We start from the raw sequence: 14133 nt of genomic DNA on the forward strand, positions 1-14133 counted from the left end.
TCATTCCTCCTTCATCGACGCGGCCAGGCGCTTGGTCAGCGGATGGAGCAGATAGGTCAGCAGCGAGCGCTCGCCGGTGCGGATGATGACCTCGGCCGGCATGCCGGGCTGCAACTGGTGCTTGCCGAGCGCCTTCATGCCCTCGGGCGTGACCCTGACTCGTGCCAGGTAATAGGACACCATCATGCCGCCCTGCTGCTCGGTGAGCAGATCGCTTGAGACCGACTCCACCTCGCCGGCCACGACGAGCTGCGGCGAATGCGCGAAGGCGCTGAAGCGCACGTCGGTCGGCAAGCCGGCGCGCAACTTGTCGATCAGGTGCGGGGCAATGCGTGCCTCAAGCAGCAGGGGCTCGTCGGCTGGCACCACGTCCATCAGTTTCTGGCCCGGCTGCACCACGCCGCCGACGGTCTGGATCGCGAGCCCGACGACCTGACCGGAAGCCGGCGACTTGATCTCGGTGCGCTCGAGGTCGGCCTTGACGGCGGCGAACTTCTGGGCGTCGGACTGCACCTCGCGCGTCGCGTCGGTCAGCTGGGTTTCCACTTCCTTGCGGTATTCCTGCTGGCGTCCCAGGGCGCGCTGGCGCAGCTCGCCGATCGCCCGCCGGGCCCGGGTGCTGTTGCCAATCAGGTCGGTGATCGAGGCCTGCGCATCGGCCACCGAGCGTTCGAGCTCGAGTTGGCGGTTGCGCGGCGCGTAGCCCTCGGCCACCAGTTCTCGGGTGTGCTTGAGCTCCTCCTGCAGCAGCGTGAGCTGGCTGCGGCGGTTGACCAGCATGCCCTCATAGGCCTGCAGCATCGCCTGCTGGCCGCGCACGCTCTCCTCGATGCCCTCGAGTTCGGCCCGCAAGGCGGCCTGGCGCGACCGGAACAGCTGCTGCTGGGTCACGATCTGCGTCTGGATCAGCGGGTCGCTGGCGGCCGCCTTCAGGTCCGGATGGAGGTCGATGTTGCGGGAGCCCGCCTGTTCGGCCAGCAAGCGCCCCTGCATCGCGCGCAGCCCCAGGTAGCGCTGGCGCACCGACTCGTAATTGGCGCGCGCCACCGCCTCGTCGAGCTGGACCAGGGTCTGGCCCTCCTGGACCAGCTGACCCTCCTTGACCAGCATCTGCTTGACGATACCCCCACTGAGATGCTGCACCGCCTTGCGCTTGGTGTCGATGGATACCGCGGCCGGGCTCGGCACGCCCTCGTCCAGCGGCGCCAGGCCGGCCCAGAGCAGGAAGCCGCCAAAGCCCAGGCCCAGGGTCCACAGGCCGATGCGGGCGGCACGGCCGGCATCGGACGGCGGCTGGCCGGAAGCGGCCGGTTGAGTAGGCTGGTCTGGCGGGTTCATGTCAGTGCTGGAGTGGGCCATCTTGGGTCTGGGAAGCGAATTCGTTTCAATGCGCGCGGTGCGTGGAGGAGACTTCAGCTGACCATCGGCAGCGCCACTGCCTGGCCCGGGCTGGCCTGCGCAGGCGCAGCCGGGGCGCGCTGGGCGGCAGACTGGGCGGCCTTCATCTGCGCCAGCACGGCGTCGCGCGGCCCCTGCCACCGCACCCGGCCGTCGCGCAGCACCAGCAGCCGATCCGCCAGCGCGATGACACCGGGGCGGTGGGTGATCAGGAACACCGTCTTGCCATTGGCCTTGAGCTGGCGCACCGCCTGCATCAGCGCGGTCTCGCCGACGTCATCGAGGTTGGCGTTGGGCTCGTCGAGCACGATCAGCGCGGGCTCGCCGTGGATCGCGCGCGCCAGGCCGATGCGCTGGCGCTGGCCGCCCGAGAGCAGGCCGCCGGCCTCGCCGATCGGGGTGTCGTAGCCCTTGGGCAGGCGCAGGATCATCTCGTGCAGGCCGGCGCCTTGCGCGGCCGCGATCACCCGGGCTGAATCGATCTCGCCAAAGCGGGCGATGTTTTCGGCAATCGTGCCATCGAACAACTCGATGTCCTGTGGCAGGTAGCCCAGGTGCGGGCCGAGCTCGGTACGGCTCCAGCCGTCCAGCGGGCGCTCGTCGAGCAGCACCTCGCCGCTGACATCAGGCCAGATGCCGACCAGCACCCGCGCCAGCGTGGACTTGCCCGAACCCGAGGGACCCAGCACCACCGTCACGCTGCCGGGTTCGGCCTGCAGGCTCACATCCTGCAGGATGGGACGGGAGCGCCCCGGGGCGCTGGCCACCACCTGACGCAAGCACACCGCCCCCTTGGGCGGGACGCGGGTCAGCGCCGGATCCCGCTCTGGGTGGCGCTGCAGCAGCTGTTCCAGTCGCTCGAAGGCGCCGCGCGCGCCGAGAAAACTGCGCCAGCTGCTCACCATCAGGTCGATCGGCGCCAGGGCACGGGTCATCAGCACGTTGGCGGCGATCATGGCGCCGGGACTCAACTGGCCATCGATCACCAGCAGCGCGCCAGCCCCCAGGGCAAACGACTGCTGGCAGTAGCGCACCCATTTGCTGATCGCCGTGATGCGGTGTGTCAGGGCCTGCGCGGCCCCGTGCAGAGCCATCTGGGCGGCATGACGCTGCTGCCAGCGCTGACGCAGCCCGACCAGCATGCCCATAGCTTCGACCACCTCGGCATTGCGCAGCTTGTGCTGCAGGAACTGGTTCACCTCGCTCTGCGCCTTGGCCGCCGCCTCGGACGGCACGATGGCGTGGCGATGCCCCAGCCAGGCCAGCGCCGCCTGGACCAGGGCGAAAGCGATGGCGACCCAGCCCAGGAAAGGGTGCAGGAAAAACAGCACCACGATGTAGATCGGCGTCCAGGGCGCATCGAAGAAGGCGAAGATGCCGCTGCCAGTGAGGAACTGGCGGATCTCGGTCAGGTCGGAAAAGGTGCGCTGCACCGGCGCGCCCGACTGGCTCAGGTTGGCCTCGAAGGTGGCGTTGAAGACCCGGGTACCCAGCGCGGCGTCCAGCCTCACGCCGGCACGCACCAGCAGGCGCGAGCGCGACCACTCGGCGAACGCCATCACGGCAAACAGGAACAATGTGAGCAGCGACACGGCCAGCAAGGTCAGCTCGCTGCGGCTGACCAGCACACGGTCGTAGACCTGCAGCATGTAGAGCGTGGGCGACAGCAGCAGCAGGTTGACCACCAGGCTGAACAGACCCGCCACCATGAATTCGCGCCGGAAGGTCCACAGCGTGGCCGTGAGCTCGCTGCGCGCAAAAAAACCCTTGCTTGTCATCTTGTTCGGTCCGTCCAGTTCATGCTTGGCCATCAGGGCGTCGGGGAGGCCACCATGGCGGCGCGTTGTGGCGTGGCGGGCGCCTGCCGGGTCTGCTGTGGTGGCTGTTGAGCCTGCTGCGCCGCCTGGTTCAGCGCCGCCAGCACCTCGTCGCGTGGGCCGAAGGCCTGCTGCGCGCCGTCGCGCAACACCAGCAGCTTGTCGGCCACGCCCAGCACGCTGGTGCGGTGGGTCATCACCACGAAGGTGGTGCCGCGTAGCTTGAGTCCGGCAATGGCCTGCGCGAGCGCGGCGTCACCCAACTCATCCAGGCTGGAGTTGGGCTCATCGAGCACGACGAACACCGGATCGCCATAGAACGCGCGCGCCAGCGCGACGCGCTGACGCTGGCCACCCGACAGCATGGCGCCGTCGCGGCCGACCGGGCTGTCGTAGCCCTGGGGCAGGCTCAGGATGAATTCGTGCAGGCCGACGGCGCGCGCCGCCGCCTCCACCTTGGCCGGGCTGGGTTCGCCGAAGCGCGCGATGTTCTCGGCCAGCGTGCCTTCGAGCAGTTCCACGCCCTGCGGCAGATAGCCCAGGTGCGGGCCCAGCTCCTGCTTGTCCCAGGCGAAGATGTCGGCGCCGTCCAGCCTCACCTTGCCGCTGGCGGCAGGCCACAGCCCCACCAGCAGCCGTGCCAGCGTGGTCTTGCCGGCAGCCGAAGGACCGACCACGGCCAGCACCTCGCCCGGCTGCAGGGCGAAGGCCACCCCCTTGAGGATGGCGGCATGGGAGCCCGGAGCCGCCGCCATCAGGTTTTCCACCAGCAGTCGACCCTTGGGCGCCGGCAAGGACATGGCGGGTGGCCTGGCTGGCAACTGGGTCAGCAGCTGGTCCAGGCGGCTCCAGGCGTCACGCAAGTTGACGACCGCGCGCCACTGACTCACCATCTGCACCAGCGGGGCCAGCATGCGCCCGCCGAGCACCGAGCCGACGATCATCGCGCCGCCCCCACCGGGAAGCTGATTGCCCAGGATCAGCCAGGCCCCCACGCCGAGCAGCAGCGAAGCCATGGTGGTCTGGATGAACTTGCTGGCGGCCTGGAAGGCGCCCGCCCGGTCGGAAGCCTGGGCCTGCAGACCCAGGAACTCGCGCTGCTTGCGCATCCAGCGGCCGTGGATGTTGTGCAACATGCCCATCGACTCGATCACCTCGGCGTTGCGCAGCGAGCCGTCGGCGTATTGCTGGGCGGCAATCGCGGCGCGGTTGGCGGCCAGCAACGGCGGCTGGGTGCCACGCTCGTTGAACCAGGCCAGCGTCACCTGCACCAGCGCGCCCGCGACGGCCGACCAGCCCAGCACCGGACTCATCGCAAAAAGGATCAGCGCGAACAGCAGCGACACCGGCGACTCCATCAGCGCACCGAGCACCGGATGGTGCAGAAAGTCGCGCAGGGTGCGAAAGTCGTTCATCGGCTGGATCGAAGGGGAACCGAGACGGCGCAGGTTGGACTCGTAGATGGCCTGGAACACACGCGGTGCCATGCGCCGGTCGAACTGCACGCCCGCCTCGCGCAAGGTTTCGGAACGCACCCATTCCAGCACCTCCATCACCACGTAGGCCAGCACGACCAGCAGCGTCAGCATGGCCAGCGTCACATGGCTGCGGCTGTTGACCACCCGGTCATAGACCTCCAGCATGTAGAGGGTGGGAGCCAGCACCAGCAGACTCGCCACCAGGGCAAAGCCGAAAGCCCGCCAGTAGTACGGCTTCAAGGCCAGCAGGGCCTCCGCCAGTTCGGAAGGTTTCTGGTTCGGGTTCATGCGACTTGCTCTTCCACCATCAGGTATCGAGGCCATTCCTCGTTGTGCGGCGCTCGCTGCGCCGCCTCGCCAGCGGCCACGGATTCGAGCAGAAAGCTCAGCTCGAACTCGCCGTCAGCGCGTTGCAACAGCACGATCTCGCGCAGCCGGCCTTGCTGGAACGCGGCCTCGTCCTCGGGGCGCAAGGCCAGCTGGAAGCGCATGCGGCCGTCGAGCGTGAACAGCGACAGCTGGCCGGACTTGAGACTGAGCGTGTGGCGGTCGAAATAGACCGGGCAGTTGTCGGCGAAGCGGATCAGCGGCAAGGGGCGATCCCCCAGGCACGCGAGGTTGAACGGGCTCTCCACTCCCTGGTAGACCGCCCGGCTGGCGCGGCAGACCGAGTAGATGGCGTTGCAAGCCATCTGCGAACCCAGAGTGGGGAACTGCTCGCGCAAGCCCTTGTAGGTCATGTGATGCAGCGCCACCCGGTTCCAGCAGCGGCTGTCGCGCACCGTGGGCGCCAGGGCGTTGCAGGCGCGCGCGAACAGCTGCTGCAGCGCGAGCAGACGGGCCTTCTGCTCCTCGCTGGTCTGCAGGCTGATGCGCAGGTTTTTCTTCATATAGGAACATTCTAACCATATCCTATATGAAAATGAAATTCGTCCGAGCAACGACGCACCCAGGCATCAGCCCGACGCGACTCGGCGGCCAACGGGAAAACGGGGAAACGTGATGCGCACCGGCCTGAATGACTGGACGATTAGGAGGGATTGTGGTGCCCATGGGCAGGATCGAACTGCCGACCTCCCCCTTACCAAGGGGGTGCTCTACCACTGAGCCACATGGGCGAACTGCTCGAGCGCGAAAGCGCTGGAGCGGGATAAGAGACTCGAACTCTCGACCTATACCTTGGCAAGGTATCGCTCTACCAACTGAGCTAATCCCGCGTGCAAATCTGGCTCCTCGACCTGGGCTCGAACCAGGGACCTACGGATTAACAGTCCGGCGCTCTACCGACTGAGCTATCGAGGAATACGATACGTTGCGTATCGATCAGAAGCCGCTATTCTATACAAGAAAAACGCCTTTTTCGTGACCGATGCAAGCCGGAGCAAAAAAATTCCGCTTCGCGCCACTCAGCCCGCCAGTGCGCTGACCCAGGCCAGCTGACGCGGCAGGCAGACCGACTCCAGGTCGTAATGGTCGCGCGCGAACGCCCGCGCCCGCCGGCCCAGGCGGGCCCGTTCAGCCGGGTCGTCGAGCAGCTCGCAGACCTGCCGCGCCCATTCCGGGACGTCGAAAAAGCCGGCCAGCCGTCCGGTCTCGCCGTGGATGATGGCCTCGCGCAGCGGGGCCGTATCGCTGGCGACGATGGCGCAGCCAGCGCTCATGGCTTCGAGCAGGCTCCAGCTCAGCACGAAGGGGTAGGTCAGGTAGACATGCAAGGCACTGAGCTGCAGCAGCGACACGAACTGCTGATAAGGCAGATTGCCCAGGAAATGCACGCGCGCCCAATCGGCATCGGCCATCCGCAGCCGGACCTCGTCGGCAAAGATGCACTTCCAGCTGCGCCCCCCATGGCGCGCCGGATCGGGTGCGGCACCATAGCTCACGCCCTCGCCGCCGACGATCATGATCCTGGCGTTGGGACGACGCCGCAGGATCTCGGGCAAGGCGCGCATGAAGACATGGTAGCCCCGGTAGGGTTCGAGCTGGCGGTTGACGAAGGTGATGATCTCGTCGCCGCGTTCAAGCCCGAGACTGCCGTTGAGCGTCAGGCTGACATCGGGTCGGGGCGCCACGGCCTCAGTGTCGATGCCGTCGTGGATCACCGTGATCCGGTCGCGAAAGGGGGCGGGAAAGGTGCTGGCCTGCCACTGCGTCGGCGAGAGGCCAGCATCGGCGACCTCGAAATGCAGCAGGTTGTTGAGGTTCTTGAGCCGCAGCCGGCAGGCATCGCCCGTCGGGTCGGCCGGCGGAAACTCGGGATCGAAGTCGATGTCCGCCCCCTGCGCCTGGTAGAAGAACTCGCAGTAGAGGCCCAGCCGCGCCCGTGGCCAGACCTCCTTCAGGAACAGACTTTCACCCCAGCCCGGATGCGCCACGATCACGTCGGGCTCGAAGCCCTCGCGCTGGAGCGCCAACGCGGCGCGGAAGCAGGCCTCGCCGCGTATGGCCTTGGTCTCGAAATCCCGCACCCAGGGATGGATGCCGGGCGTGGTGCCGCGCTGCGCGCCGTAAGGCACGATGCGCACCCCCTGCCAGAGGCCCGGCTCGACCTGGCGCATCGTCATGGCCAGCACCCGATGCCCCTGCCGCGCCAAGGCGGGCGCCAGATGCCTGAACTGACCGGGGAAGTTCTGGTGGACGAAGAGGATGTTCACCAAAAACCCTGCCGTTCAGGCGAAGACTTCCGCCCGTGCCAGCGCCTTGCCCTGCTGATCCTTGGCCGACAGCTGCGGCGCCAGACCGACATCAGGCCACGCGACGCCGATCGCCGGATCGTCCCAGGCGATGCAGCGCTCGTGCTCGGGGCTGTAGTAGTCGGTGGTCTTGTAGAGGAAGTCGGCCGACTCGCTCAGCACCAGGAAGCCGTGCGCGAAGCCCGGCGGGATCCAGAGCTGACGGTGGTTGTCCTCGCTGAGCTCGACGCCGGCCCATTGCCCGAAGGTCGGCGAAGCGCGACGGATATCGACCGCGACGTCGAACACCGCGCCGCGCACCACGCGCACCAGCTTGCCCTGTGCCTTGGGCGCGAGCTGGTAGTGCAGTCCGCGCAGCACGCCCCGGCTGCTTCGGCTGTGGTTGTCCTGCACGAACTGGAGGCTGGTGCCGGTGGCGGCATCGAAGGCCTGCTGGTTGAAGCTCTCGTAGAAGAAGCCGCGTGCGTCGCCGAACACCCGGGGTTCGATGATCAGGACGTCGGCAACGGCGGTGGAAATGACCTTCATCAGAACACCTTGTCACTGAACAGGCTCATCAGATACTGTCCGTAGCCGTTCTTCTTGAGCGGGTCGGCCAGGCGCTGCAGCTGGACGCCGTCGATCCAGCCGTTGCGCCAGGCGATTTCCTCCGGGCAGGCGACCTTCAGGCCCTGGCGCTTCTCGAGCGTGGCGATGAACTGGCCCGCTTCGAGCAGGCTGTCGTGGGTGCCGGTGTCGAGCCAGGCGTAGCCGCGGCCCATGGTCTGCACCGTCAGGCTGCCCTGCTCGAGGTAGGCCTGGTTGACGCTGGTGATTTCGAGCTCGCCGCGCGCGCTGGGCTTGACCGCCTTGGCGATCTCGACCACCTGGCTGTCGTAGAAGTACAGGCCGGTGACGGCGTAGTTGGACTTGGGCGCCTGGGGCTTTTCCTCGATGCTGATGGCCTTGCCGGCGGCATCGAACTCGACCACGCCGTAGCGCTCGGGGTCATGCACATGGTAGGCAAACACGGTCGCGCCCTGCTCCTGCGCATCGGCCGCCTGCAGCAGCGGCTGGAAGTCATGGCCGTGGTAGATGTTGTCGCCCAGCACCAGCGCACTGGGCGCGCCGTCCAGGAACGACTCGCCGATGATGAAGGCCTGCGCCAGGCCATCGGGGCTGGGCTGGACCGCGTACTCGATGCTCATGCTCCACTGGGCGCCGTCGCCCAGCAGCTGCTGGAAGCGCGGCGTGTCCTGCGGCGTGCTGATGACCAGCACCTCGCGGATGCCGGCCAGCATCAGCGTGCTCAAGGGATAGTAGATCATCGGCTTGTCGTAGACCGGCAGCAGCTGCTTGCTGATCGCCAGCGTGGCCGGGTGCAGCCGGGTGCCGGAGCCGCCAGCGAGGATGATGCCCTTGCGTTGCTTCATGTGAAATTTCCTGTCGGTTCTTTGAGGTCTCAGAGGATCTCGGCCAGCATGCGCTCGACGCCCTGCTGCCAGGGCGGCAGCGTCAGGCCGAAGGTCTGTTGCAGCTTGCCCGTATCAAGGCGCGAGTTGAGTGGCCGACGGGCTGGGGTCGGAAAGGCGCTGGTCGGCACCGGATCAATCGCCCGCACCTTGAGCTGCTGCTCGGGCTTGAGCCGGCGCGCGGTCGCGATCACCTGGCTGGCGTAGCCATGCCAGCTGGTTTCACCTGCGGCGGCCAGGTGGTAGATGCCTGGGCCGGTGCCGGTGCGCAGCACCCGGGCCAGCACGTGCGCGCTGACGTCGGCGATCAGCTCGGCGCCGGTCGGCGCACCGAACTGGTCGGCGATCACGGTCAGGCGCTCGCGCTCCCCGGCCAGGCGCAGCATGGTCTTGGCGAAATTGCCGCCGCGCGCGGCGTAGACCCAGCTGGTCCGAAAGATCAGGTGTTTGGCGCAGGCCTGCGCGATCAGCTGTTCGCCTTCGAGCTTGCTGCGGCCGTAGATGTTGAGCGGGCCGGTGGCGTCATCCTCCCGCCAGGGCTGGTCGCCGCTGCCGTCGAAGACATAGTCGGTGCTGTAGTGCAGCAGCCAGGCACCGACCTCTGCAGCAGCCTGTGCCAGCGCCTGCGGCGCCAGCGCGTTGACCAGTTGCGCCAGCTCGGGCTCGCTCTCGGCCTTGTCGACCGCCGTGTGCGCGGCGGCGTTGACTATGGCCACCGGACGCAGCGCGCGCACCGTCGCCTTCAGGCCGTCGAGATCGGACAGGTCGCCGCAGTGATCGGTGCTGTGGCGATCGAGCGCCACGACGCGACCGAGCGGTGCCAGGCTGCGCTGCAGCTCCCAGCCGACCTGGCCTTTACCGCCCAGCAGCAGGATGGTTGGCGTCTTGCCGTGGTCGCTCATGCCGGCTGCGCCTCGTTGGCGTACTGCTTGGCGACCCAGTCGCGGTAGCTGCCGCTCTGCACATGGGCGACCCAGTCCGGATGGGCCAGATACCATTCGACCGTCTTGCGGATGCCGGTCTCGAAGGTCTCGGCCGGCTTCCAGCCCAGCTCGCGCTCGATCTTGCGCGCGTCGATCGCGTAGCGGCGGTCATGGCCCGGGCGGTCGGTCACATAGGTGATCTGCGTGGCGTAGGAGCTGCCGTCGGCCTTGGGGCGCAGCTCGTCAAGCAGGGCGCAGACCCGCTGCACGATCTCGATGTTCGGCTTCTCGTTCCAGCCGCCGACGTTGTAGGTCTCGCCCAGCCGGCCGCCTTCGAGCACGCGGCGGATCGCGCTGCAATGGTCCTTGACATAGAGCCAGTCGCGGATCTGCATGCCGTCGCCGTACACCGGCAGCGCCTTGCCGGCCAGGGCATTGACGATCATCAGCGGGATCAGCTTCTCGGGGAAATGGAAGGGGCCGTAGTTGTTGCTGCAGTTGGTGGTCAGCACTGGCAGGCCATAGGTGTGGTGCCAGGCCCGCACCAAGTGGTCGGACGCCGCCTTGGATGCCGAGTACGGGCTGTTGGGCTCGTAGCGGTTGTCCTCGGCGAAGGGCGGATCTTCCTTGGCCAGGGTGCCATAGACCTCGTCGGTGCTGACATGCAGGAAGCGGAAGGCGGCTTTCTCGTCGGCCGGCAGCGCCGACCAGTAGGAACGCACCGACTCCAGCAGGCGGAAGGTGCCCAGGATGTTGGTCTGGATGAAGTCCTCGGGGCCATGGATGCTGCGGTCGACATGGCTCTCGGCCGCGAAGTTCAGCACGGCGCGCGGCTTGTGCTCGGCCAACAGGCGATCGACCAGCTCGCGGTCGCCCAGGTCGCCCTGCACGAAGACATGGTTCGGATTGCCCTGCAAGGTGGCGAGGTTTTCGAGGTTGCCCGCGTAGGTCAGCTTGTCGAGGTTGATGACGGGCTCATCCGAGCCTGCCAGCCAGTCGAGCACGAAATTGCTGCCGATGAAGCCGGCGCCGCCGGTGACGAGAATCATGTGGCCATCCTTTTTGATTTGAAATATCCAAGCATTATCCTTTCGTTTGCAGGGGCGAAAGCGGCAAAACCGTGGCAGGTCCAGACGAACACCGGCTGCATGCTCTAACATCTCCGCATGGCCGGAGCCCACCCATGAAACTGATCGATACCGTGACCGCCGACGAAATGGCGCTGCTGCGCCGCGACCTCCACGCCCACCCGGAACTGGCCTTCGCAGAACTGCGCACCGCCGACCTGATCGCCGCCAAACTGGCTGAATGGGGCATCGAGGCGCGGCGCGGCCTGGGCCGCACCGGCGTGGTCGGACTGATCCACGGCCGCGACGGCGGCGCCTGCGGTCGCGCGGTCGGCCTGCGCGCCGACATGGACGCGCTGCCGATGACCGAACTCAATACCTTCGGGCACGCCAGCCGGCACCCGGGCCGCATGCACGGCTGCGGCCACGACGGCCATGTCGCGATCCTGTTGGCCACCGCGCGCGAGCTGGCCAGGCGGCGCGACTTCGACGGCGCGGTGGTGCTGATCTTCCAGCCGGCCGAGGAAGGTGGCGGCGGCGCGCGCGAGATGATCGCCGACGGCCTGTTCGAGCGCTGGCCCGTCGAGGCGGTATTCGGCCTGCACAACTGGCCCGGACTGCCGGCTGGCAGCATCGCCGTCAGCCCCGGCCCCGTGATGGCGTCGAGCAACGAGTTCCTGATCACGATCCGAGGCAAGGGCGGCCACGCGGCCATGCCCGACCGCACGCTGGATCCGATCCCGGTCGCCTGCCAGCTGGTGCAGGCCTTCCAGACCATCGTCTCGCGCAACGTCAAGCCGATCGACACCGCCGTGATCTCGGTCACCATGATCCACACCGGCGAAGCCACCAACGTGGTGCCGGACGCCTGCGAGATCCAGGGCACGGTGCGCACCTTCAGCACCGACGTGCTCGATCTGGTCGAGCGGCGCATGCGCGAGCTGTCCGTCCACACCTGCGCCGCCTTTGGCGCCGACTGCGAATTCGAGTTCCAGCGCAACTACCCGCCGACCGTCAACAGCGCGGTCGAGGCGGATTTCGCGCGCGAGGTCGCGCTCGACGTGGTCGGCCCCGCGCTCACGCTGGCGCAGGAGCCCACCATGGGCGCCGAGGACTTCGCCTACATGCTGCAGGCCAGGCCGGGCGCCTACCTGTTCCTGGGCAATGGCGACGGCGCGCACCGCGCGGCCTACGGTGGCGGCCACGACGCCGGGCCGTGCATGCTGCACAACCCGCATTACGACTTCAACGACGCATTGATCCCGGTCGGCGCGAGCTACTGGGTCGAGCTGGTCACGCGCTGGCTGGCGCGCCCGGCGGCCTGAATTCAGGCGCCGCCGAAGCGGTGGTGCGCGATCGCCAGCAGGCCGTCGAAGATCAGGCTCTCGACCAGCTCGAACTCGACCGTCATGCTGGGCGCCATCTTCCAGCCGGCACCACCTGTCATGATGCAGGCCGGCTCCTGGCCACAATGGCGGCGCAGGTTGTCGACCATGCGCTGCACCGCGCCGGCGATCGCGAAGGTGCCGCCGCTGGTCAGCGCATCGCTGGTGTTGGTCGGGAAGTCACGCACCTCGCCGGTCGGCACATGCAGGCCGGCGGTGCCGGATTCGAGCGCGCGCAGCATGATGCCGTGACCGGGCAGGATGATGCCGCCCAGGAAGCGGCCTTCGGCGTCGATCGCCTCGACCGTGACCGCCGTGCCGACCATCACGAGCACGCAGGGCCGGCGCTGGCCGCGCGCGAGCAGGCGCTGGCGCGCGCCGATCATCGCGACCCAACGGTCAGAACCGAGCCGGGCCGGATGATCGTAGCCGTTGACCAGCCCCGCCTCGGCCGCGCTGGAAACCACCCACTGCGGCGCGACGTCCCACAGCTCAAGCTGCTCGACGACCCGGCGCCTGACCGCCTCGCCGGCGACCACGCAGCCCAACACCTGACGGGGCTCGGCCAGGCGGCTCCAGTCGCCCTCGGCCAGGGACTCGATATTTTCGAGGAACTGCACCCCATGCGCCAGCAAACGGGCATCCAAGTCAGGCTTGTCGTAAAGCGCCCACTTGAGGCGGGTGTTACCGACATCGATGGCAAGAAAACTCATACCGTGATGATAATCAACTGGACACCAGGGTAAACCCTGGTTTTGTCAAGGTTGGGGCGATTATTGACGCCAAGGCAGGCCATGAAAGCGCCAGCCCCCCTGGTTGCCGCGCTGGGCATTGGCATCGGGATCGCCCTCGAAGCCTTCGAGGATGTTGTAGGCCTTGATGCCGAGTTCGGTCGCACGCTTGGCCGCCACGACCGAGCGCACGCCGCTGCGGCACAGCAGCACGACCTTCTGGCCATCGGCGGCCTGGCGCAGCTGGGCGTCGAAGTCCGGATTCATCGCCATGCCGGGCCACTGCTTCCAGGCCACGGCGACCGCGCCCGGCACGAAGCCCACCCACTCGCGCTCGGCATCGGTGCGCACGTCGACCAGCACCGCCTCGCCGGCCCGTACCCAGGCCCAGGCCAGTTGCGGCGAGACATCGCCCGCGTAAGCAGCGGCCGGACGCGGCTGCAACAGCAGCGCGCCATCGATATCGTGGCGCAGGCCCGAGGTCAGGTTGGCCGGCACGGCCTCGTCCATGCGGCGCGGCTTGGGCAGGTTCAGCCCGTCCATGATCGCGATGAACTCCTGCTGCGTCTTGCCGGCCAGGCGCGGGTTGCGCGCCCTCTCGTGACCGATGCTTGAGTGCTTGTGGCCGTGGTAGTCGTGGCCGGGCCAGACCGTGGTGTCGGCCGGTAGCGTGAACAGGCGACCTGTGATGCTGTGCCAGAGCGCCTCGGCGCTGCCGGACTGGAAGTCGGTGCGACCGCAGCCGTTGATCAGCAGCGTGTCGCCGGTGAAGACATGGCGCAGGCCGCCGCTCTCCCAGTAATAGCTCATGCTGCCGGCGGTGTGACCGGGCGTGGCGATGGCCTGGAGCGTCTGCGTGCCGAAGGGCAACTCGGCACCATCCTGCAACTGGAGCGCGGCGGTGCTGATGCCACAGCCGGCCGGCGCCGCGGTGCGCGCGCCAGTGTGCTCGGCCAGCAGCCCCGCGCTGGTGATGTGGTCGGCGTGGGCATGGGTCTCGACCGTCCACAGCAGCTTGAGGCCGTACTGGCGCAGCGCGGCCAGATCGCGTTCGAGCTGGGTATCGACCGGATCGATGATCAGGGCCTCGCGGCTGGTCTCGTCGAACAGCAGGTAGGTGTAGGTGCTGGAATCGGGATCGAAGAGCTGGATCGGGTGCATGGCGGATGGATCTCGGATTGGCCTGGGAT

The 14133-nt window shown here is 67.6% G+C and carries 12 protein-coding genes, 3 tRNA genes and 1 pseudogene; 1 reads left to right on the forward strand and 15 read right to left on the reverse strand.

The genetic code is table 11. The annotated features are described in order from the left end of the window. From PHR85_RS08730 to rfbB, 12 genes are all read right to left on the reverse strand, one after another. A complete protein-coding gene (locus PHR85_RS08730) occupies positions 1–1338 on the reverse strand; it encodes an HlyD family type I secretion periplasmic adaptor subunit (RefSeq protein WP_300053127.1) in 1338 nt (445 codons plus the stop codon). Positions 1339–1412: 74 nt separating this feature from the next. Further along, entirely contained in the window at positions 1413–3209 is a 1797-nt protein-coding gene (locus PHR85_RS08735) for a type I secretion system permease/ATPase (RefSeq protein ID WP_300053129.1), read from the reverse strand. Continuing rightward, entirely contained in the window at positions 3209–4981 is a 1773-nt protein-coding gene (locus tag PHR85_RS08740) for a type I secretion system permease/ATPase (protein WP_300053132.1), read from the reverse strand. Before PHR85_RS08740 ends, PHR85_RS08735 begins: the two co-directional genes overlap by 1 nt. Next, positions 4978–5583 (reverse strand): hypothetical protein, encoded by a 606-nt coding sequence (locus PHR85_RS08745; RefSeq protein WP_300053135.1) that lies wholly within the window; start codon positions 5581–5583, stop codon positions 4978–4980. Before PHR85_RS08745 ends, PHR85_RS08740 begins: the two co-directional genes overlap by 4 nt. A 153-nt stretch (positions 5584–5736) precedes the next feature. Continuing rightward, positions 5737–5811: transfer RNA gene (locus PHR85_RS08750), tRNA-Thr, on the reverse strand. A gap of 23 nt (positions 5812–5834) precedes the next feature. Continuing rightward, positions 5835–5910 (reverse strand) — tRNA-Gly (locus PHR85_RS08755). A gap of 9 nt (positions 5911–5919) precedes the next feature. Next, positions 5920–5995 (reverse strand) — tRNA-Asn (locus PHR85_RS08760). Between the two features lie 104 nt (positions 5996–6099). Beyond that, the gene (locus tag PHR85_RS08765; protein WP_300053138.1) at positions 6100–7347 is read right to left on the reverse strand and encodes a glycosyltransferase; all 1248 of its coding nucleotides are present in this window, start codon (positions 7345–7347) and stop codon (positions 6100–6102) included. 15 nt (positions 7348–7362) lie between these two features. After that, positions 7363–7914, reverse strand: coding sequence for a dTDP-4-dehydrorhamnose 3,5-epimerase (rfbC, locus tag PHR85_RS08770; protein WP_300053140.1), 552 nt, complete (start codon positions 7912–7914; stop codon positions 7363–7365). Then, positions 7914–8798: a glucose-1-phosphate thymidylyltransferase RfbA gene (gene rfbA, locus PHR85_RS08775; RefSeq protein WP_300053143.1), complete on the reverse strand. Its 885-nt coding sequence runs from the start codon at positions 8796–8798 to the stop codon at positions 7914–7916. Before rfbA ends, rfbC begins: the two co-directional genes overlap by 1 nt. Positions 8799–8827: 29 nt before the next feature. Then, complete coding sequence (gene rfbD / locus PHR85_RS08780; RefSeq protein WP_300053146.1) at positions 8828–9739, reverse strand: dTDP-4-dehydrorhamnose reductase; 912 nt, start codon at positions 9737–9739, stop codon at positions 8828–8830. After that, positions 9736–10809: a dTDP-glucose 4,6-dehydratase gene (gene rfbB, locus PHR85_RS08785; protein ID WP_300053149.1), complete on the reverse strand. Its 1074-nt coding sequence runs from the start codon at positions 10807–10809 to the stop codon at positions 9736–9738. The genes rfbD and rfbB overlap by 4 nt, the downstream gene beginning before the upstream one ends. 134 nt (positions 10810–10943) lie before the next feature. On the opposite strand from rfbB, the gene PHR85_RS08790 reads away from it, so the two are divergent. Next, complete coding sequence (locus PHR85_RS08790) at positions 10944–12152, forward strand: M20 aminoacylase family protein (protein WP_300053152.1); 1209 nt, start codon at positions 10944–10946, stop codon at positions 12150–12152. Between the two features lie 2 nt (positions 12153–12154). On the opposite strand, the gene PHR85_RS08795 is transcribed toward PHR85_RS08790, so the two are convergent. From PHR85_RS08795 to PHR85_RS08805, 3 genes and pseudogenes are all read right to left on the reverse strand, one after another. Then, positions 12155–12925 carry a type III pantothenate kinase gene (locus tag PHR85_RS08795; RefSeq protein WP_300053156.1) on the reverse strand — a complete coding sequence of 257 codons (771 nt, stop codon included), beginning with the start codon at positions 12923–12925 and terminating at the stop codon, positions 12155–12157. A 60-nt stretch (positions 12926–12985) separates the two neighbouring features. Next, the gene (locus PHR85_RS08800; protein WP_300053223.1) at positions 12986–13453 is read right to left on the reverse strand and encodes a rhodanese-like domain-containing protein; all 468 of its coding nucleotides are present in this window, start codon (positions 13451–13453) and stop codon (positions 12986–12988) included. A 138-nt stretch (positions 13454–13591) separates the two neighbouring features. Next, positions 13592–14104: pseudogene (locus PHR85_RS08805) on the reverse strand (MBL fold metallo-hydrolase); the annotation flags it as partial. Positions 14105–14133 lie beyond the last annotated feature (29 nt).

The sequence above is a fragment of the Malikia sp. genome, from assembly GCF_028687635.1.
Classification (GTDB): domain Bacteria; phylum Pseudomonadota; class Gammaproteobacteria; order Burkholderiales; family Burkholderiaceae_C; genus Malikia.